At 67.3% G+C, this 24,729-nt stretch carries 27 protein-coding genes; 14 read left to right on the forward strand and 13 right to left on the reverse strand.

Going from position 1 to position 24,729, the window contains the following annotated elements:
- Position 1: 1 nt before the first annotated feature.
- The 3 genes from I8N54_RS08280 to I8N54_RS08290 form a co-directional block, all read right to left on the reverse strand.
- A complete protein-coding gene (locus tag I8N54_RS08280; RefSeq protein WP_140193015.1) occupies positions 2-1,186 on the reverse strand; it encodes a pyridoxal phosphate-dependent aminotransferase in 1,185 nt (394 codons plus the stop codon).
- 33 nt (positions 1,187-1,219) lie between these two features.
- Positions 1,220-1,681 (reverse strand): redox-sensitive transcriptional activator SoxR, encoded by a 462-nt coding sequence (soxR, locus tag I8N54_RS08285; protein ID WP_140193014.1) that lies wholly within the window; start codon positions 1,679-1,681, stop codon positions 1,220-1,222.
- Positions 1,682-1,743: 62 nt separating this feature from the next.
- Positions 1,744-2,433 carry a M48 family metallopeptidase gene (locus I8N54_RS08290; RefSeq protein ID WP_140193013.1) on the reverse strand — a complete coding sequence of 230 codons (690 nt, stop codon included), beginning with the start codon at positions 2,431-2,433 and terminating at the stop codon, positions 1,744-1,746.
- A gap of 175 nt (positions 2,434-2,608) precedes the next feature.
- Between I8N54_RS08290 and I8N54_RS08295 the strand changes: the two genes are divergently transcribed.
- Complete coding sequence (locus I8N54_RS08295; RefSeq protein WP_197097452.1) at positions 2,609-2,752, forward strand: hypothetical protein; 144 nt, start codon at positions 2,609-2,611, stop codon at positions 2,750-2,752.
- Between the two features lie 3 nt (positions 2,753-2,755).
- On the opposite strand, the gene I8N54_RS08300 is transcribed toward I8N54_RS08295, so the two are convergent.
- Genes I8N54_RS08300 through I8N54_RS08310 form a run of 3 tightly spaced genes read right to left on the reverse strand, consistent with a single transcriptional unit; the run spans position 2,756 to position 4,755 of the window.
- A complete protein-coding gene (locus tag I8N54_RS08300; RefSeq protein WP_197097451.1) occupies positions 2,756-2,926 on the reverse strand; it encodes a hypothetical protein in 171 nt (56 codons plus the stop codon).
- Between the two features lie 21 nt (positions 2,927-2,947).
- Positions 2,948-4,303 (reverse strand): DUF2927 domain-containing protein, encoded by a 1,356-nt coding sequence (locus I8N54_RS08305; RefSeq protein WP_140193012.1) that lies wholly within the window; start codon positions 4,301-4,303, stop codon positions 2,948-2,950.
- A complete protein-coding gene (locus I8N54_RS08310; protein ID WP_140195536.1) occupies positions 4,300-4,755 on the reverse strand; it encodes a GNAT family N-acetyltransferase in 456 nt (151 codons plus the stop codon). The genes I8N54_RS08305 and I8N54_RS08310 overlap by 4 nt, the downstream gene beginning before the upstream one ends.
- 609 nt (positions 4,756-5,364) lie before the next feature.
- Between I8N54_RS08310 and dksA the strand changes: the two genes are divergently transcribed.
- Both dksA and I8N54_RS08320 read left to right on the forward strand, forming a co-directional pair.
- Entirely contained in the window at positions 5,365-5,787 is a 423-nt protein-coding gene (dksA, locus tag I8N54_RS08315; protein WP_140193011.1) for an RNA polymerase-binding protein DksA, read from the forward strand.
- A 4-nt stretch (positions 5,788-5,791) separates the two neighbouring features.
- Complete coding sequence (locus tag I8N54_RS08320) at positions 5,792-6,940, forward strand: FAD-dependent monooxygenase (RefSeq protein ID WP_140193010.1); 1,149 nt, start codon at positions 5,792-5,794, stop codon at positions 6,938-6,940.
- On the opposite strand, the gene xth is transcribed toward I8N54_RS08320, so the two are convergent.
- The 3 genes from xth to I8N54_RS08335 form a co-directional block, all read right to left on the reverse strand.
- Positions 6,907-7,686 carry an exodeoxyribonuclease III gene (gene xth, locus I8N54_RS08325; RefSeq protein WP_140193009.1) on the reverse strand — a complete coding sequence of 260 codons (780 nt, stop codon included), beginning with the start codon at positions 7,684-7,686 and terminating at the stop codon, positions 6,907-6,909. The two genes, I8N54_RS08320 and xth, sit on opposite strands and share 34 nt — an antisense overlap.
- Before the next feature lie 100 nt (positions 7,687-7,786).
- Entirely contained in the window at positions 7,787-8,164 is a 378-nt protein-coding gene (locus I8N54_RS08330) for a hypothetical protein (RefSeq protein ID WP_140193008.1), read from the reverse strand.
- 211 nt (positions 8,165-8,375) lie between these two features.
- Complete coding sequence (locus tag I8N54_RS08335) at positions 8,376-8,702, reverse strand: HesB/IscA family protein (RefSeq protein ID WP_140193007.1); 327 nt, start codon at positions 8,700-8,702, stop codon at positions 8,376-8,378.
- 151 nt (positions 8,703-8,853) lie between these two features.
- Between I8N54_RS08335 and I8N54_RS08340 the strand changes: the two genes are divergently transcribed.
- The 7 genes from I8N54_RS08340 to I8N54_RS08370 all read left to right on the forward strand — a co-directional run bounded on the left by I8N54_RS08340 (position 8,854) and on the right by I8N54_RS08370 (position 15,834).
- The gene (locus tag I8N54_RS08340) at positions 8,854-10,044 is read left to right on the forward strand and encodes a deoxyguanosinetriphosphate triphosphohydrolase (RefSeq protein ID WP_140193006.1); all 1,191 of its coding nucleotides are present in this window, start codon (positions 8,854-8,856) and stop codon (positions 10,042-10,044) included.
- A gap of 236 nt (positions 10,045-10,280) precedes the next feature.
- Positions 10,281-12,023 carry an arginine--tRNA ligase gene (gene argS / locus I8N54_RS08345; protein WP_140193005.1) on the forward strand — a complete coding sequence of 581 codons (1,743 nt, stop codon included), beginning with the start codon at positions 10,281-10,283 and terminating at the stop codon, positions 12,021-12,023.
- Positions 12,024-12,115: 92 nt separating this feature from the next.
- The gene (locus I8N54_RS08350) at positions 12,116-13,147 is read left to right on the forward strand and encodes an SPOR domain-containing protein (protein ID WP_140193004.1); all 1,032 of its coding nucleotides are present in this window, start codon (positions 12,116-12,118) and stop codon (positions 13,145-13,147) included.
- A 1-nt stretch (position 13,148) separates the two neighbouring features.
- The gene (locus I8N54_RS08355; RefSeq protein WP_140193003.1) at positions 13,149-14,135 is read left to right on the forward strand and encodes a glycoside hydrolase family 3 N-terminal domain-containing protein; all 987 of its coding nucleotides are present in this window, start codon (positions 13,149-13,151) and stop codon (positions 14,133-14,135) included.
- 11 nt (positions 14,136-14,146) lie between these two features.
- A complete protein-coding gene (locus I8N54_RS08360) occupies positions 14,147-14,923 on the forward strand; it encodes a segregation and condensation protein A (protein WP_140193002.1) in 777 nt (258 codons plus the stop codon).
- Positions 14,920-15,558 carry an SMC-Scp complex subunit ScpB gene (scpB, locus tag I8N54_RS08365; protein ID WP_140193001.1) on the forward strand — a complete coding sequence of 213 codons (639 nt, stop codon included), beginning with the start codon at positions 14,920-14,922 and terminating at the stop codon, positions 15,556-15,558. Before I8N54_RS08360 ends, scpB begins: the two co-directional genes overlap by 4 nt.
- Before the next feature lie 87 nt (positions 15,559-15,645).
- The gene (locus tag I8N54_RS08370) at positions 15,646-15,834 is read left to right on the forward strand and encodes a hypothetical protein (protein WP_231592403.1); all 189 of its coding nucleotides are present in this window, start codon (positions 15,646-15,648) and stop codon (positions 15,832-15,834) included.
- Positions 15,835-15,944: 110 nt separating this feature from the next.
- On the opposite strand, the gene I8N54_RS08375 is transcribed toward I8N54_RS08370, so the two are convergent.
- A complete protein-coding gene (locus I8N54_RS08375; protein WP_140192999.1) occupies positions 15,945-16,298 on the reverse strand; it encodes an MmcQ/YjbR family DNA-binding protein in 354 nt (117 codons plus the stop codon).
- A 56-nt stretch (positions 16,299-16,354) separates the two neighbouring features.
- Between I8N54_RS08375 and I8N54_RS08380 the strand changes: the two genes are divergently transcribed.
- From I8N54_RS08380 to I8N54_RS08395, 4 genes are all read left to right on the forward strand, one after another.
- The gene (locus tag I8N54_RS08380; protein ID WP_140192998.1) at positions 16,355-16,885 is read left to right on the forward strand and encodes a DUF1697 domain-containing protein; all 531 of its coding nucleotides are present in this window, start codon (positions 16,355-16,357) and stop codon (positions 16,883-16,885) included.
- A 187-nt stretch (positions 16,886-17,072) separates the two neighbouring features.
- Positions 17,073-18,443 (forward strand): cysteine--tRNA ligase, encoded by a 1,371-nt coding sequence (gene cysS / locus I8N54_RS08385; protein ID WP_140192997.1) that lies wholly within the window; start codon positions 17,073-17,075, stop codon positions 18,441-18,443.
- 94 nt (positions 18,444-18,537) lie between these two features.
- Positions 18,538-20,160 (forward strand): citramalate synthase, encoded by a 1,623-nt coding sequence (gene cimA / locus I8N54_RS08390; RefSeq protein ID WP_140192996.1) that lies wholly within the window; start codon positions 18,538-18,540, stop codon positions 20,158-20,160.
- A gap of 120 nt (positions 20,161-20,280) precedes the next feature.
- Positions 20,281-21,045, forward strand: coding sequence for a squalene/phytoene synthase family protein (locus I8N54_RS08395; RefSeq protein ID WP_140192995.1), 765 nt, complete (start codon positions 20,281-20,283; stop codon positions 21,043-21,045).
- A gap of 4 nt (positions 21,046-21,049) precedes the next feature.
- Here I8N54_RS08395 and I8N54_RS08400 read toward each other — a convergent pair whose 3' ends face one another.
- The 3 genes from I8N54_RS08400 to cobA all read right to left on the reverse strand — a co-directional run bounded on the left by I8N54_RS08400 (position 21,050) and on the right by cobA (position 24,631).
- The gene (locus I8N54_RS08400; RefSeq protein ID WP_140192994.1) at positions 21,050-22,267 is read right to left on the reverse strand and encodes an MFS transporter; all 1,218 of its coding nucleotides are present in this window, start codon (positions 22,265-22,267) and stop codon (positions 21,050-21,052) included.
- 26 nt (positions 22,268-22,293) lie between these two features.
- Positions 22,294-23,553, reverse strand: coding sequence for a cobyrinate a,c-diamide synthase (locus tag I8N54_RS08405; protein ID WP_140192993.1), 1,260 nt, complete (start codon positions 23,551-23,553; stop codon positions 22,294-22,296).
- A 241-nt stretch (positions 23,554-23,794) separates the two neighbouring features.
- Positions 23,795-24,631, reverse strand: a complete 837-nt coding sequence (gene cobA / locus I8N54_RS08410) for a uroporphyrinogen-III C-methyltransferase (protein WP_140192992.1) — start codon at positions 24,629-24,631, stop codon at positions 23,795-23,797.
- Positions 24,632-24,729: the final 98 nt, after the last annotated feature.

Below are 24,729 nucleotides of genomic sequence, written 5' to 3' on the forward strand. Positions count from 1 at the left end.
CCTATTCGGCCGCCGCGCTGGCGAGACCGGCTGCAAAGCGGGTCAGCCGCGCCATCGCCTCGTCCAGCCTGTCGTCGGACACCGTGAGCGCGACGCGCACATGACCCGCCGCGCAGTCGCCGAAGCTCTCGCCCGGCATGACCGCGATCCGCTCCGCGTCGAGCAACGCCTCGGCGAACTCGAGCCCCGACAGGCCGGTCGCGCGGATGTCGAGCATCACGTACATCGCGCCGGCCATCGGCAAGGTGCGCACCAGCGTCTGCTCCGCCAGCTGCTTTGCCACGATGTGCCGCCGCCGCTCGAACGGGGCGGAGATCCGGCGCTCCAGCTCCGGCCCCGCCCGCAGCGCGAAGAGCGCAGCATCCTGGATGAAGCCGGGAATGCCGTAGGTCGTGTGCGTGGCGAGGTTGGCGATGTCGGCGATCGTCTCCGCCGGGCCGCAGACCCAGCCCACCCGGCTGCCGGTCATCGCGTGGCTCTTCGACAGCGAGCCGATCATCAGCGTGCGCTCGGCAAGGCCGGGCAGGGCGCGGGGAGAGATATGGGCGCCCTCCCAGACCTGCGTGTCGTAGACTTCGTCGGACAGGATCCACGCGTCCGCAGACGTCGCTGCCGCGCCGATCTGCTCCAGCGTCCGCCGAGGATAGACCGCGCCGGTCGGGTTGTTCGGGGAATTGACGATCAGCGCCCGCGCGCCGGTCAGGCCCTCGCTCAGCGCCTCCGCCGAGGGCATGAAGCCATCTTCGGCCCGCGTCGGGATCACGCGGGGGACGGCGGACGCGCCCCGGATCGTGCCGGGGTATGTCACGTAGTAGGGATCGATGTAGGCGACCGTCTCTCCCGGATCGGTGACGGCGTGCAGCGCGGCGAACAGCGCGGCCTGACCGCCGGCGGTCACGAGCACCTCATGCGCGCTCGTGGCGACGCCGGTGCGCGCCGTGATCCGCTCCGCGATGGTGCGGCGCAGTTCGGGCGTGCCCTCGCCGGCGGCATAGCCCGTGTGACCGCCAAGGGCGGAAGCGTTCATCGCGGCAAGGATCGACGGGTCCGTCCGCTCGTCATGTTCGCCGATGGTCAGCTCGATCACCGGCTCGCCGGCTTCGGCCATGCGGCGGGCGCGGCGATAGACGCCCCAGCCGTCGGGGCCTCCTGCGGTGACGGAGCGGATACGAGTCGATCTCTTCATGGCCGTCAGAGGGACCCGAGCGTGGCGCCGCCGTCAATCCGCGTCGATCACGTAGCGCGGTCCTGCGCCTTTCTCTGCCGCCCGGTCGTCGGGGTTCAGAAGGGCGCACCGCTCGAGGCTCAGGCAGCCGCAGCCGATGCAACCATCGAGCTTGTCGCGCAGCCGCTCGAGTTCGCCGATGCGGGCGTCGATGCGGGCGCGGAACCCTTCTGAGATCCCGGCCCAGTCGGCCGAGGTCAGCGCCTTGTGGTCCGGGAACGGGGCGAGATGCCCCGCGATCTCCGTCAGCGAGAAGCCGAGTCGCTGCGCGACCAGTGCGAAGGACAGCCGCCGGATGTCGGCCCGCCCGTAGCGCCGGTGCCCGCCGGCGTTCCGCACCGGCTTCACGATGCCGTAGGTCTCGTAGAAGCGGATGGCGGAAACGGCGAGGCCGGTGCGCTCGGCAAGGTCGCCGATGGTCAGTCCCTGGTTCGGTCGGGCGGCGGTGGTGGCCATGTCGGTCGCCTTTCCTGAAGTTCACTTCAGGTCTAGACGCCGCGCGGGCCCGCGATCAAGCCTCAGCCTTCGACTTGCCAGCGCCGTTCGTTCGCCTCGATCGCCGCGATGCGCTCTTCCGACTTCGGGTGGCTCAGCATCCAGGCCGGGGTGCCGCCGCCCGCGTTGCCGCTCAGTTTCTCGAGCTTGCGGAACAGCGACTTCTGCGCGTCGGTGCCGAGGCCCGACTTCATCATCAGAGCGGAGGCATAGGCGTCGGCCTCGTACTCGTCCTTGCGCGACAGCCGCGCAGCGAGCAGCGAGGTCAGGAAGGTGGCGATCATCGCGCCGACGCCCGGGATGAACCGCCCCAACACCATCGCAAGCGCCGTGCGCAATGCGTTCTGACCGGAGAAGTCGATCATCCGCCGCCGCGCGTGACCGTGCGCGACGTGCCCGATCTCGTGCGCGATGACGCTGGCGAGCTCCTCGGCGGAGACATCGCCGGCGCGGTAGCGTTCATAGAACCCGCGCGTGATGAAGATGCGACCGTCCGGCGCCGCGAGCCCGTTGATCGGCGAAATCTCGTAGATGTGAACGCGGATCCGCTCCACATCCAGCGCTTTGGCCATCCGCTCAAGCATCCGGCGCAGGGACGGATCAGCCAGTTCGGTCGACTTCTCGTCGAGGTCCCGCTTCGTCCTCCAAACGGAAAACCTATACATCGCGATGCCATAGAGAAGCGCGAGGAGGATGGGGAGCAGTTTAAGCATATTTAAGAATATGGGGGTATGAGGGTGCGGTGAAAAGACTGTGGGACGCGGGCCACGTTAACCATTCGTTAGCCCGAAAGATGGGAACCTCCGCCGGGGCGGGCCGTTCTTCCCCCGACGGACTAGGAGAGAGAGCAAACGATCGTCCGAGTGAATTTACGTGAGGCAGAGCCCGATGGATTACAAAGAAGCCGATAAAGCGGCCCTGAAGGAAGGACTTAAGAAGGCCTTCCGCGCGCCCCTTGAACAAGAGGATCGGTTTGCCGATCTGCTGCGCCGCCTTGCGAGCGCCGATGAAGATGCGCGGAACGAAGCCTGACGCTCAGATCGAGCTTCGGATCAGGAACACCATCACGAACAGGCCGATCAACCCGCCGATCAGACCCCAGACTGCGCCCCATTGCAGGATATCGGCGGTCTTGCCCTTGAGCTGACGCGCCCGGATCGCACCGGCAATAGCACCGAGAAGCAGGCCGATGAGCGGAATGAGCATGGGGAGCCTCGGAGGTTGGGATCAGAGGTTGGTATCTGGCCGCAGTCCCGAAACCTCACGCTGGCGCGCACGGACCAAGGCGTCTGACCCGAAGCCGTAACGCGCCCATGCAAGGCTGTCCATACGCGCGTTCTGTGCCTCCGCGTAACGTCCGAGAATATCCATCGCCTCCGCCTTGAACATCAGCAGCGTCGCGAGCAGCGCGGCGTTTTCGTGCTGCGTGGCCACGGGGATCGCCGGCTCGACCGCGGCGAGAACCCCCTGCGCATCCCCCGCAGACAGGGCGAAGGCCGCCAGTTGCACGGCGACGTGCGCCCGGTGGATCGCCATGACCGGAGAGGCGGCATAGGCCGCGTCGGCGGACCGGAAGGCGGCCAGCGCCGTCGGCGGGTCGATCCCCACCATCAGGCGGCCGTAGGCGTAGTTCGCGAAGCCGAGCCGCGCACCGCGCCAGCCGAACGCGCCGCTCAGACGGACCGCGTTCGCGGCGGCGCTTCTGCGCTGCGCTGCTGCGTTGCCGCTGCCGAGCGCCAGTTCGATGTTGGAAATCCAGTCGCGGCTCGTGCCGCTTTCGCCATGGGCCCGCGCGGATTGTCCGCCGGGGTTGAGGCGGGCGAGCAGGGCGGGCAGGCGGCTTGCGGCCTCGGCCCGGCTCATGCCGTTGCGCAGTTCCGGCGCGTAGTAGGCCCGCAGGATCAGCATGTCGAAGCCGGTCAGAACCGCGTGGATGTTGTCGTCGTTGAAGACCGAATCCGGCAGCCGGTAGAGGTCGTTCAGTGGTCCGATCGCCTGCGCCAGTTCCTCGTGGAGGCAGTCCCGGATTTCCTGCGGCGCCGCGTCGGATGGGACGAAGATCGCCGCCCGGTCACGCCTCGTCAGCGTCGTCCAGTCGACCTGCGAGGTGCGGCGCGCGACCTGAAACTCCTGCCAGGACGAGACGCGCGGCACCACGAAACAGGCGGCACGTGGCACGGCGCGCTGGAGCGTCGCCGAGGGCACGGCCTCCACCGTGATCGACGCGTTGCTCGCGTTGGTGAGCGCGATCTCGATCCCCGCCTCGTTCCGCAGCCGTGCGAGAAGCGATTGCAGGTCCTGCACGGTGGATTGCCGTGCCGGCCCCGCGATGCGCACGCTGATCGGCCCCTGGAACCGGGTCATGATCGGCAGGTTGCGACCGCTTTCCATGCGGAACGACAGGTCCAGGAAATCCTGTGCGATCTCGGCATTCGAGCGCGTCGGCCGGGAGCTGCCGCTCGTGCTGAAGGTCCGCATCGGGGGCAGTGTGCTCTCGGGGCTGAGCGCACGGTCCGGCGGCGGGGCGTAAGCCGGCGCACAGGACGTCAGAAGAAGGATGGCGAGGGCGGCGAGCCGGTTCATGCGGCGTCCTTCGGGCGTTCGTACTTGATGAAGGGCGTCGGGCTGCCGACCCGGTCGTACAGGGTGCGCGCCGTCTCGTTGAAATCCTGCGTCATCCAGTAGACGCCGGGTACGCCGCACGCATCCGCGTGGGCATAGACCGCTTCGATCAGGGCGCGGCCGACGCCAAAACCCCGCGCTTCGGGCACGGCATAGAGGTCCTGCAGGTAGCAGATGCCTTCGGGGCGCCAGCAATGCGCATGGAAGATGAAGTTGACGAGGCCGATAGGCTCGTCATCAGAGATGGCGAGGAAGCATCCCATGCTCTCGTCGGCACGGTCGGTCAGCCGTGCGAAGGTCGTCTTGTAGACCTCTTCAGGCACCGTCGTGCCGTAAAAAGTCAGATAGGCCGTCCACAATTCGCGCCATGCCGCCTCGTCCGCGGCATCGAGCGTGCGGATTTCGACCGGCATTTTTGCCTTGGTCAAACCTTTGCTCCTGTCTTCCCTTGCGTCCGACCTGCCAGCGGACTGGGGCCGCCTTTGGTCCGGACTTGGACAATCCGGGGGCGGCGGCACCGCGATAGGACCTCGTTAGCCGCCGAGTTTCACGAAATTCCTTTTTGTTACGGCGGATTGTGCCGGGGCGTGGCGCAAAGACCGCAGCCCCGGTGTGCCCGCTGTCCCGGTAGCCACAAGATGTTGAGGCGGTCGCACAAACCCGTCGCGGGCGGGATGACGCCCGCCGCGTTGGGCAGTCGCCTGCAACCCGACATGTGTTGCTTTAAGCAAGCGCTGTCGCCCCCGCCCGGTCACGCGTTCGCAGACCGCCCAAAGAGCGGGCGGCGTCACAACTCCAGCGCGCAGTTTCTATCGGTTTTTCTGTAAATTAGATGGGGCGCCTTACGTAACGGCTTGCCGCGATCCCGCGCGTGCCCTTGAAGGCGTCCAGCGCACGGAACTGTGGAAAATCGGGGGGTGACACCCCGCAGGCATCGGAGTAAACGGGCGCCAGATACGAGGGGACGCCGCATGACTGGTCACCTGCAAGAGCCAGTAGACGGCGAGGCAAGGGATAAGAAGATGAAGGCCGAGGTTTTCCTCCCTGACGATTATCGTCCGGCTGAAGACGAACCGTTCATGAACGATCTGCAGCTGGAATATTTCCGACGCAAGCTGCTCCACTGGAAGGCAGAGATCCTCGGCGACAGCCGCGACACGATCGAAGCCATGAAAGACCAGACCCGCAACATTCCCGACATCGCCGACCGCGCCTCGGAGGAGACCGATCGCGCTCTGGAACTCCGCACCCGTGACCGCCAGCGCAAGCTGGTCTCCAAGATCGACGCCGCGCTGCGCCGCATCGAAGAGGGCGAGTACGGGTATTGCGAGATGACGGGAGAGCCGATCTCGCTCAAGCGTCTCGACGCCCGCCCGATCGCCACGATGAGCCTCGAGGCGCAGGAGCGTCACGAGCGTCGCGAGAAAGTCCACCGGGACGACTGACCCGGTGGCATCCGTCGCGATCATCGGCGGCGGCATCGGCGGCCTTGCCGCGGCCCTCGCCTTCTCGCGGGCCGGCGCGCAGGTGTCGGTTTACGAACAGGCGTCCGAAATTGCGGAAGTCGGCGCCGGCATCCAGATCACACCGAACGGCGCACGCGTGCTCGACGCGCTCGGCCTCGGGGAAGAGGCCGCCCGCCGTGGTCTCCGCGCCGAAGCGGTGGAGCCGATGGATGCGCTGACCGGCGTACGCGTCACCCGCTTCGACCTGACCAAGCTCGACGGTCCGCCTTACCGCTTCTTCCACCGCGCGGACCTTATCGACCTGCTGCTGACGGGCTGCCGCGCCGCCGGGGTGACGATCCACCTCGACGCGCGGATCGAAAGCGTAGGCGACGACGGCACCTTCACTTCCGAATCCGGTCCACAGCGCGCCGACCTCGTCGTCGGAGCCGACGGCATCCGCTCCGTCTGCCGTCCGGTTCTGAACGGCACTGACGATCCCTTCTTCACCGGACAAGTGGCTTGGCGCGCGGTCATCGACGATCCCGGACATCCGTCCGCCGCCCGCATCTGGATGGCGCCCGGCCGCCACGTCGTGACCTATCCGCTGCACGGCGGGCGGCTGAACATCGTGGCCGTTCAGGAGCGGCGCGAATGGGCCGCCGAGGGCTGGAGCCACGCCGCCGAGCCAATCACTTTGCGAAGCGCTTTCAACGGCTTGTCGGGCAGAGTGTCAGGACTTCTCGACCGGGTGGAGGAGGTCGGCGAATGGGGCCTGTTCCGCCATCCCGTCGCGCTCACATGGCACCGGGATCGGCTCGCGCTGCTCGGCGATGCCGCCCATCCGACGCTGCCGTTCCTCGCCCAGGGTGCAAATCTCGCGCTTGAGGACGCCTGGACGCTTGTCGCCTGCTGGACGGCCGACCGTCTGGAGACATATGCCGCCGAACGGCGCGATCGGGTCAACCGGGCCATCGGGGTCGCCAACCGGAATGCAGTGAATTACCACCTGTCCGGTCCCCGCCGCGCGGCCAGCCATCTCGTTCTGAAGGGGATCGGCAAGGTCGCCCCGACGGCGTTCCTGAAACGTCTCGACTGGCTCTACGCCCACGACGTCACTCAGGCGTCGAGCTCCACCACGACCGGGACGTGATCGGAGGGCTTCTCGCGGCCCCGGACTTCGCTTTCGATGTGGATGTCGGTCATCAGGTCGGCCGCCTGCGGGCTGAGCAGGACATGGTCGATCCGGATCCCGTCGTTCCGATCCCATGCACCGGCCTGGTAATCCCAGAAGGAATAATGCCCCGGCGCCCGTGTCTTGGCCCGGAACGCCTCGGTGTAGCCGAGGTTCAGGATCCGGCGGAACGCCTCGCGCGTCTCGGGCAGGTAGAGCGCGTCCTTGACCCACGCGTCGGGCCGGGCCGCATCCTCGGGCTGGGGAATGACGTTGTAATCGCCGGCCATCAGGGCCGGCTCCTCCGCGGCGAGCAGATCGGCGGCGCGGGCCGCGAGACGCTCCATCCAGGCGAGCTTGTAGTCGTATTTGGGACCCGGCGCCGGGTTGCCGTTCGGCAGATAAAGCCCGCAGACCCGGACCGCCGTTTTGCCGACGACGGTGGCTTCGATCCAGCGCGACTGCAGGTCCTCGTCATCGCCGGGCAGGCCGCGGCGGACGTCCTCAAGCGGCAGCTTGCTGAGGATGGCCACGCCGTTGAATCCCTTCTGTCCGAAAGTTTCGAGGTTGTAGCCCCGGTCCTCGATGATGTCGCGCGGGAAGGTCTCGTCGACGGTCTTGATTTCCTGCAGGACCACGACGTCCAAATCGGCCTCGTCCAGCCAGTCGGTGAGAGCCTGGTGGCGGGCGCGGATACCGTTGATGTTGAAGGTTGCGATCTTCATGGGGCAGGGGCCTTGAACTGGAGTTGGCCGGACCTTGCCTGACGCAAAAAGAAAGGGCCAGCCCGAAGGCTGGCCCCTTTTTAGTTAGACTGACGATAGATCAGTCGTCGCCCATGCTGTCGCCTTCAAGGTCGATCTCGACCCAGGCAGCGGCAGTGTCCGGCGTCATCATGTCGGTCATTTCACCGATGTAGAGCACGGCAGCAACGTCGACCTGCGGCGCGGTGCCCACGTTCACTTCGACGTCGGAGTTGGCGCCGGCGGCAACCGGGGTGGAACCCAGCATTTCGCCGAACTCGCCACCGTTGTATTCGTAGATGACGACGGTGCCGTCAGCGTCGGCAACGACTTCGCCCAGCTCGATCGTCGAGTCCGCCTGCTGCGGCTCGTTGTCGATGTAGGTGAAGTAGCTGTCAGCTGCAGCGGCGGTGCCCAGGGCGGCGATGGCGGCGGAAGCGATAAGAATGTTGGTACGCATAAGATAACTCCTTCTCGTTGATGCTTGAGAACACAACAGCGTCCGGAGCATTTGGTTGCGCGGATATTCGAGAAAATTTTGACACATCCGTGATCTGCGCGTGTGCGCACCGATGTGGTGCGCCGATCTGCAAAGTTCCAGACATGACAGCGGTTTGACGCTTTACCTGCGCGTTGCCTTCAATGCCCGCACCTTGCTCCGCGCCAGATCCTCACATGGCAAAAGACGTACCGCATCCGCAGGAGCTGCTGGCGTTCGGATTCTCGATCGTGAACCGCGCGCCGATCAGTTCCTCGGTGAAATCGATCACCGCATCGGCGAGGAACGGCAGCGAAACGGAGTCGATGACTACCCGCTCGCCCTGCTCCTCGAGGATGAGGTCGTCGTCGCTCACGTCGTCGAGGTCGATCTGGTACTGGAAGCCCGAACATCCGCCACCCTCGACCGCGACGCGCAGCGCCTTGCCCTGGGCACCGGCGCCGATCTCGGCGAGGCGTTCGTAGGCACGGGGGGTCACTTTGGGGGGTAGGGTGAGCATGGCTTGTCCTTCCGGTCTCTCGCCCCAGAAATAAGGGCATGCCGCGCCCGCAGCAAGTGGCGCTCGCTTCCCGGTGGCGCGGCTGCTAGGGGAAGCCTCAGGCAAGGGGCGGCTGGCAGGCCGCCCGGGACAAATGAAAAGAGGCAGGGATATGGACGCCCCATTCGCCTGTGACCCGGTGCGGAGCCGGGGGCGGCTTCACGTGGAGCCCGACAGCACATTCCGATCCGAGTTCCAGCGGGACCGCGATCGTATCATCCACTCGTCCAGTTTCAGACGACTGAAGCACAAGACGCAGGTGTTCATCGAGCACGAGGGCGATTACTTCCGCACGCGCCTGACGCACTCGATCGAAGTGGCCCAGGTCGCGCGGACGATGGCGAAGACCCTCGGCCTCGATCAGGAACTCGCTGAGGCGGTGGCGCTGGCCCACGACCTCGGTCACACGCCGTTCGGTCACACGGGCGAGGAAGCGTTGTCGGAACTGATGGAGCCCTACGGCGGGTTCGACCACAATGCGCAGACGCTGAGGATCGTCACCTCGCTCGAACGGCACTACGCGGAGTGGGACGGGCTGAACCTAACGTGGGAGACGCTCGAGGGCATCGCCAAGCACAACGGCCCGGTGCACGCGCCGGTGCCGTGGGCGCTCGCCCGCTACGACGCACAGCACGATCTGGAGCTGTCGACCCATGCGAGCGCCGAAGCGCAGGTCGCCGCGCTTTCCGACGACATCGCCTACAACAACCACGACCTGCACGACGGGCTGCGGGCGGAGCTCTTCTCGACCGATGAACTGGCCGAGCTTCCCGTGCTGAAGGATTGCTTCGCCGCCGTTGACCGCAAGTATCCGGGCCTGAATTACTACCGCCGCCGCCACGAGGCCCTGCGCCGGTTCTTCGGGATCCTCGTCGAGGACGTGATCGCCGTGACCCGCGGCAACATCGAGGCCCTGCAACCCGAGAGCGTCGGCGACATCCGCAACGCCGGGCGGATGATGGTGCGCTTCTCCGACCCGCTCTGGTCCGACCTCAAGGTGATCCGCGAGTTCCTGTTTCACCGGATGTACCGTGCGCCCGCGGTGGTCGAGATGCGCCGGCAGGTCACGCAGGTCGTGCGCGACCTGTTCCCGCTGTTCATGAACGACCCCGCGATGCTGCCAAAGCAGTGGCGCAAGGACGTGGCCGACGCGGACAACGAGACCGAGCTTGCGCGTATCGTCTGCGACTACATCGCCGGAATGACCGACCGTTTCGCGATACAGATACATGCTAAGCTATGCGATCCGGACTCGCCCATTGCGCTGGAAGTCGCGCAACTGCACGAGATCGCGCCACGCTGAGGTCGCCGACCGACATTTGACCCTCAATGGCCCGTGCGTCTTCGGGCGTTCAAATATTCTCGGGGGTGAATTGCGCCGCAGGCGCAAGCGGGGGCAGACAGCCCCCGAACCCGACCGACCGGGAGGGAGGGCTCCCCGAGAGCACCGAAGGCGCCCCGCGTGACTGCCGCGAAGCTCCGCTTGACGCGCCGCGCGGTATTGGTAGGCACCGGCTGAGAGAAAAGGACCCGCTGCAGATGAATCTCTTCGCCGATATCCGTGACCTCGTCTTGACCGAGCTCGATGCGCTCGTGGCCGCCGGAACCCTGCCTGAAGGGCTGGACTACGCCAACGTGACGGTGGAGCCGCCGCGAGACGCGGCGCATGGCGACATGGCGACCAACGCCGCGATGGTGCTGGCCAAGCCCGCCGGCATGAAGCCGCGCGATATCGCCGATGCGCTGTCGGCGCGTCTCTCTGCCGACGACCGGATCGCGCTGGCCGAGGTCGCGGGGCCCGGCTTCCTCAACCTGCGGCTGGAGCCGGCCGCGTGGCAGGGCCTCGTCGCGACGGTGCTGACGCAGGACGGCTACGGCCGCTCCGCCATGGGCGCCGACGAGAAGGTCAACGTCGAGTTCGTCTCCGCCAACCCGACCGGTCCGATGCACGTCGGCCACGCCCGGCACGCGGCGGTGGGCGACGCGCTCGCCAGCCTGCTCGACTATGCCGGCTACGACGTCACGCGCGAATATTACATCAATGACGGCGGCGCGCAGGTCGACGTGCTCGCCCGGTCCGTCTACCTCCGCTACCTCGAGGCGCACGGCCGCGAGGTGGAATTCGCCGACGGCACTTACCCGGGCGACTACCTCGTCCCCGTGGGTGAGGCGCTGAAGGAAAAGGTGGGCGACCAGTTCATCGACAAGGGCGAGCAATACTGGCTGTCCGAGGTCCGCGAGTTCGCGACCGCCCAGATGCTGGAGCTCATCAAGACCGATCTCGCCTCTCTCGGCGTGACGATGGATCGCTACTTCTCGGAGAAGTCGCTCTACGGCACCGGCAAGATCGAGGCCGCGATCGACGACCTGCGCAGCAAGGATCTGATTTACAAGGGCACGCTCGAGCCGCCGAAGGGCAAGGTCCCCGAAGACTGGGAGCCGCGCGAGCAGACGCTGTTCCGCTCCACCGCGCACGGCGACGACGTCGACCGGCCGATCATGAAGTCGGACGGTGCCTGGACCTATTTCGCGCCCGACATCGCCTACCACCACGACAAGCTGGAGCGGGGCTATGCCCAGCTGATCGACGTGCTCGGCGCCGATCACGGCGGCTACGTGAAGCGGATGAAGGCGGCGGTCAGCGCAATGTCGGACGGCAAGGTGCCGCTCGACGTGAAGCTGATCCAGCTGGTGAAGCTCTACAAGAACGGCGAGCCGTTCAAGATGTCCAAGCGCGCCGGCACCTTCGTGACGCTGTCGGACGTGGTCGAGATGGTCGGGCCCGACGTCACCCGCTTCCACATGCTGACGCGCAAGAACGACGCGCCGCTCGACTTCGACTTCGACAAGGTGACCGAACAGTCCAAGGACAACCCGGTCTTCTACGTCCAATACGCGCACGCGCGCGTGCAATCGGTTCTGCGCAAGGCGGCGGAAGAGGGGATCGACACGTCGCCCGAGGTGCTGGCGAAGGCCGACCTCTCCGGTCTCACCCACGAGGCGGAGATCGCGCTTGCCCGGAAGATCGCCGAATGGCCGCGCCTGATCGAGATCGCGGCCCGCACCCACGAGCCGCACCGCGTCGCCTTCTACCTCTACGAGCTCGCCTCCGAACTGCACGCGCTCTACAACCGCGGCAACGAGGAGCACGGCCTGCGCTTCCTGCAGGAGGGTGACCCCACAGCAACACAGGCGAAAATTGCGCTGCCGGTGGCTACGGCGATTGTGATTTCCTCGGGCCTTGGTATCCTTGGCGTCACACCCGTGGACGAGATGCGCTGAAGCGCACCACCCTGGAGACAGGGATCGCGGGACACGAGCAGGCAACCCGAACGACAACCGGTGACGTCAGAACACCGGGGCTGTGAGGCACAATGGCAGACTTCCCCTACGGCGCAGATGCGCCGCAACCCGCATTCTCTGCAAGCACGCTGATGAACCTGACGGGCGCGGCACTTTCGCTCGCCCTGATCGCGGGGATCGGTATCTGGAGCTACAAGCTCGTCATGCGCGACGTGACCGGTATTCCGGTGGTTCGCGCGATCGAAGGCCCGATGCGGACCGCGCCGGAAGACCCGGGCGGCGAAGTCGCCGCGAACCGTGGCCTAGCTGTGAACACGATCGCTGCCGAAGGCGCGGCCGGTGCTCCGGAAGACCGGCTGATGCTGGCGCCGGCGTCCGTGCAGCCCTCCGACGAGGACCTCGAAGTCACGCTGGCCTCGGCCGAGTTGACGGACGAGGGGACGGATGACGCTGCTGGCATCAATGCCGCCGACGCGATTTCCGACATGGTGGCCGATGCCGCCGCCGAGACGCGCGGCGACAGCGACGAGCTGACAGAGGCCGATGTGCTGGCGCTCGCCGACCAGATCGCGGCCGGTATCCAGCCGCTGACCGAACTTCCCGAGGGCTACGACACGCCGGTTTCGCTCTCCGTCGATGGCGAGCAGGTGGGCAACCCGAACGCGATCTCCGCCGACGTACCCGGCGTTTCCCTGTCGCCGCGCCCGCCGGCGCGTCCGATGCGGATCACCGGTATCGAGCCGACGAACTCCGGCATCGTGCCGGCCTCCGCCTCTGCCGCTGATACCGGCGTGCCGGTCGCCAACGCCTCCTTCGAGCAGGCGCCCTCCGTCGCGCCGTCCGAGATCGTCGCGGGCACCAACCTCGTCCAGCTCGGTGCCTTCGACAGCGAGGCCGTCGCCGACGAGGAATGGACCCGCATGAGCGCCCAGTTCGCCGACTTCATGACCGGCAAGGCCAAGGTCATTCAGCGCGCCGAAAGCGGCGGGCGGACCTTCTACCGGCTGCGCGCCATGGGCTTCGACGACATGTCGGACGCACGCCGCTTCTGCGCGGCGCTGGTCGCCGAGGACGCTCTCTGCATCCCGGTTCAGGTGCGCTGACGTGAGCCGCGCGGTCATCTTCGGCTGCGAAGGTGCCGCGCTCACGCCAGACGAGGCCGCGTTCTTCCGGCAGGCCGATCCGTTCGGCTTCATCCTCTTCGCCCGCAACGTCGAGGCGCCCGACCAGCTTCGGGCGCTCACTGCGTCCCTGCGCGAGACGGTGGGCTGGAACGCGCCCATCCTGATCGACCAGGAGGGCGGCCGGGTGCAGCGCATGGGGCCGCCGAACTGGCGGCAGTATCTTCCCGCGCTCGACCAGATGCGGCAGGCCCGCGACCCGATGCGCGCGCAATATATCCGCAACCGCCTGATCGCCGCCGAGCTGCACGATGTCGGGATCGACGTCGACTGCGCCCCGCTGGCCGATCTGGTGGAGCCGCAAACTCATCCCGTCCTGCTGAACCGGTTGTACGGCGAAGATGTCGACACCGTGGTCGAGGCGGCGCGCGTCTGTGCCGAGGCGCTGCTCGACGGTGGCGTCCTTCCGGTGCTGAAGCACATTCCCGGTTATGGGCGCGCCTCGGTCGATTCCCACGCGGAGCTGCCGCGCCTGTCGGAGCCGGTCGAAGAGCTCGTGATCCGCGACTTCGCCCCGTTCCGCGCGCTGAAGGACATGGGGATGGGCATGACCGCCCATATCGTCGTGAACGACATCGACCCCGACCAGCCCGCCACGACATCTGAACGCATGATCCGCCTGATCCGCGAGGAGATCGGCTTTTCGGGACTGCTGATGACCGATGACATCGGGATGGAGGCCCTGTCGGGCACGATGGCGCAGCGTGCCGCGGGCTGTCTCGATGCGGGATGCGATCTTGTCCTCCACTGCAACGGCACTCTGGCTGAACGCGAACAGGTCGCCTCGGCCTGCACGCTGATGACCGGGGCAGCGAATGCCCGCGCGGATGCCGCGCTGTCGCAGCGCAAGGCGCCGCTGCCGATTGACACGAAGGCGATGGTGGCCGAACTTGCCGACCTTCTGAACTGAGAGGGCGGCACGTGCAGGACGGGGTCTCATCGACGGACGTACAGGATCGTCTCGCCGCCGAGGCGCTGATCGTCGATGTCGACGGCTACGAGGGCCCGCTCGACCTGCTGCTGCAGATGTCGCGAACCCAGAAGGTCGACCTCCGGGAGATCTCCATCCTGGCGCTCGCGCGGCAGTATCTGGCGTTCATCGAGAAGGCGCGGGAGCTTCGGATCGAGCTGGCGGCCGACTACCTCGTGATGGCGGCGTGGCTGGCGTTCCTGAAGTCCCGCCTGCTCCTGCCGCCGGATCCGGAGGAAGAGGGGCCGTCGGGCGAGGAACTCGCCGCGCACCTGGCGTTCCAGCTCGAACGGCTTGAAGCGATGCGCAACGTCGCCGCGCGACTGATGGCGCGGGACCAGCTTGGCCGCGACCGCTTCGCGCGCGGGATCACAGAAGACGTCACGCGGGTGCGGCGGGTGACCTACACCGCCAACCTGATCGACCTGATGCAGGCCTATGCCCGGATCCGCACGAAGGACGAGTTCCGCCCCTACGCCTTCGACCGCGAGAACCTGCTGACGATGGAGCAGGCGCTCGACCGGCTGCGGCCGATGATCGGCTTCATGGGGCAATGGGCCGACATCACCGCCTACCTGCCCGAGGGCTGGGGCGCGGAGCCCGGGCGGCGGCGTACCGCGACCGCCTCGACCTTTGCCGCGTCGCTGCAACTTGTGAAGGAAGGCCACCTCGAGATCCGTCAGGGCGAGACCTTCGCACCCATCCAGATCCGCCGGAAGCCGGAATGAGCGACGACAACCGCGAACAGAGCCTCTTCGAGGCCCCGCCGATGGCGGAGCAGGAGCGGATGGTCGAGGCCATCCTCTTCGCCTCCGCCGATCCGGTGTCGATCCGCGACCTCACCGGGCGGATGCCGCACGGCTGCGAGCCGGCGGAAGCCCTCGCCAACCTGCGCAGACGCTACGAGGGGCGGGGTGTGAACATCGTCCGGGTCGGCGATCTCTGGGCGATCCGCACCGCTGCCGACCTCGGCTTCCTGATGCAGCACGAGGTGGTCGAGACCCGCAAGCTGTCCCGCGCCGCGATCGAGACGCTGGCCATCATCGCCTATCATCAGCCCGTCACGCGCGCCGAGATCGAGGAGATCCGCGGCGTCGGCGTCTCGCGCGGCACGATCGACCAGCTGATCGAGCTCGACTGGATCCGCTTCGGCCGCCGTCGCATGACGCCGGGCCGGCCGGTGACCTTCGTCGTCACCGAGACGTTCCTCGACCATTTCGCGCTGGAAAGCGCGCGCGACCTGCCGGGGCTGAAGGAACTGCGCGCGGCGGGCCTTCTGGACAACCGTCCGGTTCCGGGCGACGCGACCGAGGACGAAGAGAGCGGCGACGGTGATCAGACGGACATGTTCGACGAGGAGTGACCTCTATCGGACGTCATCGTGTTGCCCTATATTACTGGTAATTCAGGTGAACGTACCGGATCGGGAGATAGTCACCAAATGGATCGAATGATCACCATGATCATCCGCATGTTCGTCCGCAAAGGCATGAACGAGGGGATCCGACGCATGTCGACCCGTGGCGGCAATGATCGCCCGCGGGATCCCGAGGCGCAGCGCCAGGCCGCGCAGGGCCGCGATAACAGCAAGCGCGCCCGGCAGGTGATGCGGATGGCGCGGCGTTTCGGCAAGTTCTGAAGGACGGTTGTCCGGTTCCGGATACCTGCGCTGTAGCGGTCGGGTGTTCGGTAGCAAACGCCGTACACGCTCGGACAGATGTCTTCGATCGAACAGCCGTCGGTTTCCGGTCAAGCCTCCGGCATCGGGCCGAGCGCCTCCTGCGCCTTCTTCGTCAGTCCAGAGCGGATAATGCCGTAGGACGTGAGTAGCCGCTCCTTTATCTCGTCCTCGCCGACGAGGCCCCACGGAAGCATCACCCATGAGCGATGGAAGTAGGGGGCCTTCACCGCGCGCTCCATCTCGATCAGCAGTTGCGCGTCCTCGATCGACGGCGTCTTGACCGACACGCCCTGATCCATGGCACCGACGCTGGCGAACATCTTGCCGCCAACCTTCCACGCATCGTGGCCGCCGCCCCACGGGTCGGAAACCTCCGCGCCGGGCAGTGTGGCGCAGTAGCTGTTGACGATGTCGCGACTCATGCGCTCAGTGTGGCAGCGCGGCGCGACGGATCAAGCGCCACGGGGAGGTCGCGGTGATGACGGTTCAGGTGGCACTGCTCAGGGCGATCAACGTCGGCGGCCGCAACAAGGTGCCGATGGCGACACTGCGCGGCTGTGCCAAAGCAATCGGCTGGCAGGACGTGCACAGCTACATCGCCACCGGCAACCTCGTGTTTCGCGCCGGGCCGGGCGATCACGCCACCACGTTGCGCAGCGCCGTTCGGGACGAGACCGGCGTCGACCCCGACGTTCTGGTGATGACCGGGGCCGAGCTGAAGCGGGTGCTGGAGGCGTGTCCCTTCGATCCGGAGGACGGCCGACTTGCCCATGTCTACTTCTGCTTCGACGACCCGGTGATCGATGAAGACCTCCTCGACCGGTTCCGCAGCGAGAGTGAACGTCTGTTGCGGACCGGCCGGGTCATCTACCTCGACGCGCCGGACGGGATCGGGCGCAGCAAGCTGGTGGAGCGGTTCGACAAGGTGGTCACCGGGACAGCGACGACCGGGCGCAACTTGCGCACGATCCGGCAACTGGTGGCGATGGTCGACGCGAAAGGGGCCTGACTGACGGCCCCGATCAAGGCGCTGGACGCAGTCGGTCAAGCCTGCTACGTCATCCGCCATGACGAGCATCCGCATCATCATCTGCTGCATTATTACCTGCTGACAAACGTCCGCGGGCCGCTCCTCCACGTTTCATCCGAAATCGTAAGTTGCTAGAGCCCGCGGGCCAACTCCGCGCGAGGACTTCATGGCGACCATCCGACTCCGCAACAGCATGACCCGACAGGTCGAGGACTTCGTTCCGATCGACCCCGGCAACGTGCGGATGTATGTCTGCGGCCCCACCGTCTACGACCGGGCGCACCTCGGCAACGCGCGTTCCGCTGTCGTGTTCGACATGCTTAACCGGCTGCTGATCCACGCCTATGGCGCGGAGCACGTGACCTTCGTGCGCAACATCACCGACGTCGACGACAAGATCAACGCGCGCGCCGCCGAGACGGGGCGCCCGATCGGCGACATCACCGCCGAGACGACGGCTTGGTATCACGACGACATGGGGTCGCTCGGCGTCATCCGGCCCGATCATGAGCCGCGCGCGACCGAGTGGATCGGCGCGATGAAGGAGATGATCGAGGGGCTGATCGCCTCGGGCCATGCCTATGCCGCCGAGGGGCACGTTCTGTTCTCTGTCGCCAGCGCGCCGGATTACGGCCGGCTTTCGGGGCGCAGCGTCGACGACATGATCGCCGGCGCCCGGGTCGAGGTGGCGCCTTACAAGCGCGCCGCGATGGACTTCGTCTTGTGGAAGCCGTCGGGCGAGGGGCAGCCCGGCTGGGACAGCCCCTGGGGTCGCGGACGTCCGGGCTGGCATATCGAATGCTCCGCCATGGCCGGGGAACTGCTGGGCGAGAGCTTCGACATTCACGGTGGCGGCAGCGACCTGATGTTCCCGCACCACGAGAACGAGCTGGCGCAATCGAGCTGCGCCCATCCCGACGGCCATTTCGCGCGCTACTGGGTTCACAACGAGATGCTGCAGGTCGAGGGGAAGAAGATGTCGAAGTCGCTCGGCAACTTCTTCACCGTCCGCAACCTGCTGGACGACGGCGTCCCCGGCGAGGTGATGCGGATGGTGATCCTCGGCAGCCAGTATTCCAAGCCGATGGATTGGACCGCCCGCAAGCGCGAGGACGCCGAGGGTGCGTTGCGCCGCTGGCGTGCGATGGTCGAGGGTGTCGAGGCAGGTGCGCCGGATCCGGCGGTCGTCGCCGCGCTGTCGGACGATCTGAACACGCCGCTCGCGCTGTCGGAGCTCTACCGGCTCGCGTCGGACGGCGATGCGGCGGGGCTGAAAGGGTCGGCGCAGCTGATGGGCCTTCTGACCGACGAGCTTGGCGGCTGGGAGCGGATCGAGGCCGGCGAAGGCGTGTCGCTGCTGATCGGCCAGCTGATCGAGGCCCGTGCGGAAGCGCGCAAGGCCAGGGACTTCGCCCGGGCCGATGCGATCCGGGACGGTTTCGCCGCTGCCGGGGTCATGGTGAAGGACACCGCCGACGGCGTGGAGTGGGAGCTGACCTCCGGCTTCGACGCAACCAAGCTGGAGGGGCTGGCATGACGGTCACTTATGACGGGATAGGGGGCTGTCGGCCCCGCGTCGCCAGCGGCGACTCCGCCAAAGACGATTTCCTGCCCAAAGAAGGACCGGGGCGATGAAACAGCGGCTTTATCTCTACGACACCACGCTGCGCGACGGCCAGCAGACCCAAGGGGTCCAGTTCTCGACCGGCGAGAAGCGCCGGATCGCGGAGATGCTGGACCGGCTCGGCGTGGATTACATCGAGGGCGGCTGGCCCGGCGCCAATCCGACCGACAGCGAGTTCTTCGCCGAAGTGCCCGAGACGCGGGCCCGCGTTGCCGCCTTCGGCATGACCAAGCGGGCCGGTCGGTCGGCGGAGAACGACGACGTGCTCGCCGCCGTTCTGAACGCCGGGACCGGGTCGGTGTGTCTCGTCGGCAAGACGCATGATTTCCACGTGGATACCGCGCTCGGCATCTCGCTGGAGGAGAACACCGAGAATATCCGCGCCTCGGTCGCTCATCTCAAGGCCCAGGGCCGCGAGGCGCTGTTCGATGCGGAGCATTTCTTCGACGGCTTCAAGGCGAACCGGGATTACGCGCTGGAGGCGGTGCATGCCGCTTACGACGCCGGTGCCGACTGGGTCGTGCTCTGCGATACCAACGGTGGCACACTGCCAGGCGAGATCGCGGAGATCGTGGGCGAGGTGATCGCCAGCGGCATCCCCGGTGAGAAGCTCGGCATCCATTGTCACAACGACACCGAGACGGCCGTGGCGGGAAGCCTCGCCGCCGTGGAGGCCGGTGCGCGCCAGATCCAGGGCACGCTGAACGGACTCGGCGAGCGTTGCGGCAATGCCAATCTGACGACGCTGATCCCGACGTTGCTGCTGAAGGAGCCCTACGCCAGCCGCTACGAGACCGGCGTGAGCCTCGAGGCGCTGTCGGGCCTGCGGCGCGCGTCGCGTCAGCTCGACGATATCCTGAACCGCGTGCCAATGCGGCAGGCGCCCTATGTCGGCGCCTCGGCCTTCGCCCACAAGGCGGGGCTGCATGCGAGCGCGATCCTGAAGGACCCGACAACTTACGAACATATCGACCCGGCGATCGTAGGCAACGAGCGGATCGTGCCGATGTCCAATCAGGCCGGCCAGTCCAACCTGCGCCGCAGGCTGGAGGATGCCGGGCTCGAGGTCGAGAAGGGCGCCCCGGCACTCGGCCGGCTGCTCGAGATCATCAAGGAGCGTGAGAGCCAGGGCTATGCTTACGACGGCGCGCAGGCGAGCTTCGAGCTGCTGGCGCGGAGCGAGATCGGGCTGATGCCCGACTTCTTCGAGGTCGAGCGCTACCGCGTGATCTCCGAACGGCGGCGCAACGCGAAGGGCGAGCTGGTCATCGTGTCCGAGGCCGTGGTGACGGTCGCGCTGTCGGGCGGCGAGCAGACGACGAGCTTCTACCAGAACCAAAACCCGACGGAGCAGCAGGACGCAGGCCCGGTGAACGCGCTGGCCGTAGCGCTCTCGATGGATCTCGGCCCCTACCAGGAGATGATCTCCGACTGGCGGCTGGTGGACTTCAAGGTGCGCATCACCAACGGCGGCACCGAAGCCGTGACCCGCGTCATCATCGACAGCGAGGACGACAAGGGCCGGCGCTGGTCCACCGTGGGCGTGTCTGCGAACATAGTCGACGCGTCGTTCGAGGCGATGCTCGACGCGGTGCGCTGGAAGCTGGTGCAGGAAGGCGCGCGCGGCTGAGGGGCGATCGGCGGTGCGGCGCGGGCCGGCGTTGCGACTCCGCTTGGGCGGGGGTAGGGGGGATGGCATGATTCGACCCTCCTCCTGCCTTGTCGACCGGCCTCTTTCGGGGTGGCGCACGTGAGCCTTGCCGCATGTGCAGGTGTCGTGGAGCGTGGCGACCCGGACCGGTTCCTTGCGGCCATGTCCTGCCCGCCGACCGCCCGGGAGGCGTTGTTCCCGCTCTACGCGTTCAACGTCGAGATCGCGCGCGCGCCGCACGTGACCGAAGAGCCGATGATCGCGGAAATGCGGCTGCAATGGTGGCGCGATGCACTGGAGGAGATCTCCGACGGCAAACCGCCACGCGCCCACGAGGTCGTCGGTCCGCTCGCCGAGCTGATCCGGACGCGGGATTTGCCCGTTTCGCTGCTCGACGATGCGGCGGATGCTCGGCGGTGGGACATCTGGAAGGACCCGTTCGAGGACGAGGCCGCCTTCGAGGCACATATCGGCCGCACCGCGGGGCACCTCGCGTGGGTCAGTGCGCTGGCACTCGGCGCCGACAGCGATCAGGAAGAGGCGGTGCGTGACGGTGCCTATGCCGGGGGCATCGCAGCCTGGCTACAGGCGATCCCGGCACTCGAGGCGCGCGGTCTGAAACCCTTGCCCGATGGCCGGCCCGAGGCCGTGCGCGCGCTTGCGGCCAGTGCGCTGGAGCGGTTGAAGGCCGTTCCGCGCCGGCTGCCAGAACCGGCAACGTTCGCGCTACGCCCTGCGTGGCAGGCGGAGGTTCTGCTGAAGCAGGCCATGGCCGATCCGTCTCGAGTGGCGGCCGGCACGCTCGGCCAGTCGGAGTTCCGCCGGCGTGGCAGCCTCGCGCTGCGGGCTGCGCGGGGGCGCTGACCGCTCAGGCCGGCTGACGCGGCCGCAGGGCGAGGCGGATCAGCGCGGCGCCGGCCAGGCAGAGGAACGGCGCCATCGCGAGATTGACCGCGGTCCAGCCCTCCTGCGGCGTGCCGCCGGCGCAGTTCATCAGGCTGCCGGAAGCCAGCGACGCGATCGTCACGCAACCGAAAACGAGCATGTCGTTGAGGCCTTGCGCCGCGCCGCGCTCCTCGGGGCGGTGGCTGCCGGCGAGCATCGAGGTCGCACCGATGTAGCCGAAATTCCAGCCGAGCCCGAGCAGGATGAGCGCGCCGAAGAAGTGGGTGAGCTCCACCCCCGCCAGTCCAACCGCCCCGGCCGCGGCGAGAATGGCGAGGCCGATGGCGATGATCTTCGGCGCCCCGAAGCGGGCGATCAGGTGACCCGTAAAGAACGACGGGACATACATCGCCAGCACGTGGGCCGAGACGATATCGCTTGCCCGCGACGCGTCGAAGCCGCAGCCGACCACTGCCAGCGGAGTCGAGGTCATCACGAGGTTCATCAGCGCGTAGCTGACCATTCCGCAGATCATCGCCGTCTGGATCCGCGCGTCGCCGAGCAACTGGCGGCGCGTCCGAGGCGGTGGGCCCGGCTCCGCCTGATCGCTCCGGGCTTCGGATTTCGACACGGCGAGGAAGGGGAACAGGAGCAAACCGAAGAGGTTCAGCCCGATCACCACGAGGTAGCTGCCGAGGAAGGGGATCGCGAAGCCGTCCATGACCAGCTTGTTGAGCTGCGGCCCCAGGATCGCCGAGACGAGCCCGCCGGCCAGCACGAAGGAGATCGCCTTGGGCCGGAACAGATCGGAGGCCAGGTCGGCGGCGGCGAAGCGGTAGAAGCCCTGCGCGGACATGTAGATGCCGGTGAAGTAGCTGCCGAGCAGAAACAGCGGATAGGATCCGACCGACAATCCATAGGCCGAGATCGCCGCGCCGCAGGCCCCGCCAGTGATGCCGACGAAGAACCCCGCGCGGCGCCCGAACCGCTGCATCAGGGCCGAGAGCCACGGCGCGGTCGTCATCGACCCGAACACGATGCAAGTGATCGGTAGCGTGGCGAAACAGGGATTGCCGGCGAGCATCCCGCCGGCCAGTCCGCCGACGATGAAGAGCAGCGGCATCTGCGCCCCGATGATCGCGCTCGCCGCGATCAGAAGCGCGACGTTGCGCCGGGCGAGTCGGTCATCAGGGAGTGTCATATGCCATGGCTAGACCCACGCCCCCGTCAGGACAAGCGGTCGATCAGATGCGCGAAGGAGCCGCTCGCCGGACCTTCGATCAGGCCCATGGCCGGCAGGACGTTGCCCTCCGCGTCTTCCGCGGTGAAGAGAGGCGTGCCGGTGGCCGTCACTGTGGTGGCGTAATGGAACTCGTGCGCGGCCCATTTGCCCGCGAAGGGGCCGGTTTCCGCCTGCAGCCGGCGATAGCCGAGGTGGAGCCGACGCTCGGCGAACGAGGTCTCCAGCCGCAGCAGGCCGGCCATCCGGTGCCGCATGCCGTCCGCATCCGTCAGCCAGTCCCCCATTACCATGTAGCCGCCGCATTCTCCGTGGACTCTGCGGTTCCGGAGGCTTTGCAGGAAGGTCGTCGCGGCGGCGAGGCGGGGCGCGTGAAGCTCGGGATAGCCACCGGGGAGGAGAACGAGCTCGGCCTTCGGCGCGGGCTCGTCGGCCAGGGGGGAGAAGCTCTGGATCGTCGCGCCGCCCCTGCGCCAGTCGTCGAGCAAATGCAGATAGGCGAAGGCGAAGGCCGCGTCGTTGGCGAGGGCGATGCTCGCTGCCGGTGGGGGCGTCCTCGGGGCCTGCGTCTCGGGCAGGGGCGCTGCCGTCTCCGCCAGCGCCAGCAGCGGGTCGATGTCGAGCGAGGCCTCCATCCTGCGGGCGGCCGTCGCGAGGAAATCGTCGAGGTCTGCGCGCTCAGCCGCCTGAACCAGCCCGAGATGGCGGGAGGGGTGGGCGAGGTCCGGTGCGCGGCGGACTGCGCCGAACACGTCGACAGCCTCCTGCGCGAGCGCGCGGCGAAGCATCGCCTCGTGCCGGTCAGAGCCGACGTTGTTCAGGATCACGCCGGCGACGCGGACTGCGGCGTCGTGGTCGCGGAAGCCTTTGACCAGCGGCAGGGCCGATTGCGCCATGCGGGCGGCGTCGATCACCAGCACGACCGGCAAGCCGAGGTGCCGGGCGAGGTCGGCCGTCGCACCCCGCCCGTCGGTGGCGGCGTCGAACAGGCCCATGGCACCTTCGACGATCAGCGGCCCCGGACCGGCGGCGAGGCTGCGGAGCCGCTCGGGCGACATCGCCCAGGCGTCGAGGTTGCAGCAGGAAGTATGGCAGGCGGCCTCGTGAAAGCGGGGGTCGATGTAGTCGGGGCCGGACTTGGCGGCGCGCACGGCGAGGCCGCGGTCATGGAGCGCGCGCAGAAGCCCGAGGGTGACGGTCGTCTTGCCGCTGCCCGACGAAGGCGCGGCGAGGATCAGGCCGGACATTCGGCGGTCCCGATCGGCCTGACCCGGCCCCAAATTTTCGCCGAAAATTTGTTGGCATAGACGGGTTTCGATTCGATGAAGGGCGGCGATATGTCCCTGTCGGAATTGACAGAGCCGGTCCCGAACAAGACCCGCCAGAGACCAGACCGCCCGGACCCCAAATTTTCGCCGAAAATTTGATATCCGCCGGGCATTGAGAAAACGCTAACCGGAACGGCAGAAATCGAGTGCATTCGACGGGTCAGGCGCTCTGCGCCGCGTCGCCGCGCCCGAGCGGGTCGAACGCCCGCACCGACTCGCCCCGCGCCATCGCCTGCCAGTCCAGCACCTGCCGCATAAGCACCGACCGCCCGACGCAGAGGATCGCGGGCGGCTCCATCCCGCTTTCCGCGATGTCCGCCTCGAGCCGGCCGAGCGTCGTCTCCAGCACCCGCTGCCGCTCGGTCGTGGCCTCCGTCACGACTGCCACGGGTTCGTCCACCGAACGTCCGGCCTCCAGCAGGGCGCCGGCGATCCGCGCGATGTGCTTCATCCCCATGTAGATCACGATCACCTGGCTCCCGCGGGAGATCGCAGCCCAGTCGAGCGATGAGGGCGCCTCGCCGGACTGGTCGTGGCCGGTGACGAAGGTCACGGACTGGTTCACGTCGCGGTGGGTGACGGGAATGCCGGCATAGGCGAGGCCGCCAATCCCGGCGGAGATGCCGGGCACGATGCGGATCGGGATCCCGTGCTGCACCAGCGTCTGGCCCTCTTCGCCGCCGCGTCCGAACACGAAGGGATCGCCGCCCTTCAGCCGCAGGACGCGTTTGCCGGCGCGGGCAAGCTCCACCAGCCGCAGCGAGATGTCGCGCTGCACGGCGGAGGGTTTGCCGCCGCGCTTGCCGGCATAGACGAGCTCCGCTCCCGGCGCCCAGGCGAGGATATCTTCAGAGACGAGCGCGTCGTAGACGACGACATCCGCCTGCCGCAGCGCGTTCAGCGCATGCAGCGTTAGCAGGCCCGGATCCCCGGGGCCCGCACCGACGAGCCAGACCCAGCCGGGTTCGAACCGGGGCCAGTCGTTCTGGGGAAGCATCACCTCGTTCACATCCGCTTTATGGCGCGTCGGCGCAGGTGAGGGAAGGGGCCTGCAACGGAGAATGGCGCCCGGCGCGCGGCCAAGCTAGGGTCGCC

The organism is Pelagovum pacificum, from assembly GCF_016134045.1.
GTDB lineage: Bacteria > Pseudomonadota > Alphaproteobacteria > Rhodobacterales > Rhodobacteraceae > Oceanicola > Oceanicola pacificus_A.

What these genes read in the sequence shown, in the direction of transcription:
- I8N54_RS08280 (WP_140193015.1), bottom strand. Translation starts at nt 1,186, where the DNA reads ATGAAGAGATCGACTCGTATCCGCTCCGTCACCGCAGGAGGCCCCGAC.
- I8N54_RS08370 (WP_231592403.1), top strand. Translation starts at nt 15,646, where the DNA reads ATGATCACCATGATCATCCGCATGTTCGTCCGCAAAGGCATGAACGAG.
- I8N54_RS08375 (WP_140192999.1), bottom strand. Translation starts at nt 16,298, where the DNA reads ATGAGTCGCGACATCGTCAACAGCTACTGCGCCACACTGCCCGGCGCG.
- I8N54_RS08330 (WP_140193008.1), bottom strand. Translation starts at nt 8,164, where the DNA reads ATGCGTACCAACATTCTTATCGCTTCCGCCGCCATCGCCGCCCTGGGC.
- argS (WP_140193005.1), top strand. Translation starts at nt 10,281, where the DNA reads ATGAATCTCTTCGCCGATATCCGTGACCTCGTCTTGACCGAGCTCGAT.
- I8N54_RS08335 (WP_140193007.1), bottom strand. Translation starts at nt 8,702, where the DNA reads ATGCTCACCCTACCCCCCAAAGTGACCCCCCGTGCCTACGAACGCCTC.
- I8N54_RS08405 (WP_140192993.1), bottom strand. Translation starts at nt 23,553, where the DNA reads ATGTCCGGCCTGATCCTCGCCGCGCCTTCGTCGGGCAGCGGCAAGACG.
- dksA (WP_140193011.1), top strand. Translation starts at nt 5,365, where the DNA reads ATGAAGGCCGAGGTTTTCCTCCCTGACGATTATCGTCCGGCTGAAGAC.
- cysS (WP_140192997.1), top strand. Translation starts at nt 17,073, where the DNA reads ATGGCGACCATCCGACTCCGCAACAGCATGACCCGACAGGTCGAGGAC.
- I8N54_RS08300 (WP_197097451.1), bottom strand. Translation starts at nt 2,926, where the DNA reads ATGCTCATTCCGCTCATCGGCCTGCTTCTCGGTGCTATTGCCGGTGCG.
- I8N54_RS08350 (WP_140193004.1), top strand. Translation starts at nt 12,116, where the DNA reads ATGGCAGACTTCCCCTACGGCGCAGATGCGCCGCAACCCGCATTCTCT.
- soxR (WP_140193014.1), bottom strand. Translation starts at nt 1,681, where the DNA reads ATGGCCACCACCGCCGCCCGACCGAACCAGGGACTGACCATCGGCGAC.
- I8N54_RS08290 (WP_140193013.1), bottom strand. Translation starts at nt 2,433, where the DNA reads ATGCTTAAACTGCTCCCCATCCTCCTCGCGCTTCTCTATGGCATCGCG.
- scpB (WP_140193001.1), top strand. Translation starts at nt 14,920, where the DNA reads ATGAGCGACGACAACCGCGAACAGAGCCTCTTCGAGGCCCCGCCGATG.
- I8N54_RS08295 (WP_197097452.1), top strand. Translation starts at nt 2,609, where the DNA reads ATGGATTACAAAGAAGCCGATAAAGCGGCCCTGAAGGAAGGACTTAAG.
- I8N54_RS08340 (WP_140193006.1), top strand. Translation starts at nt 8,854, where the DNA reads ATGGACGCCCCATTCGCCTGTGACCCGGTGCGGAGCCGGGGGCGGCTT.
- I8N54_RS08400 (WP_140192994.1), bottom strand. Translation starts at nt 22,267, where the DNA reads ATGACACTCCCTGATGACCGACTCGCCCGGCGCAACGTCGCGCTTCTG.
- I8N54_RS08310 (WP_140195536.1), bottom strand. Translation starts at nt 4,755, where the DNA reads ATGCCGGTCGAAATCCGCACGCTCGATGCCGCGGACGAGGCGGCATGG.
- cimA (WP_140192996.1), top strand. Translation starts at nt 18,538, where the DNA reads ATGAAACAGCGGCTTTATCTCTACGACACCACGCTGCGCGACGGCCAG.
- I8N54_RS08380 (WP_140192998.1), top strand. Translation starts at nt 16,355, where the DNA reads ATGACGGTTCAGGTGGCACTGCTCAGGGCGATCAACGTCGGCGGCCGC.
- cobA (WP_140192992.1), bottom strand. Translation starts at nt 24,631, where the DNA reads ATGCTTCCCCAGAACGACTGGCCCCGGTTCGAACCCGGCTGGGTCTGG.
- I8N54_RS08305 (WP_140193012.1), bottom strand. Translation starts at nt 4,303, where the DNA reads ATGAACCGGCTCGCCGCCCTCGCCATCCTTCTTCTGACGTCCTGTGCG.
- xth (WP_140193009.1), bottom strand. Translation starts at nt 7,686, where the DNA reads ATGAAGATCGCAACCTTCAACATCAACGGTATCCGCGCCCGCCACCAG.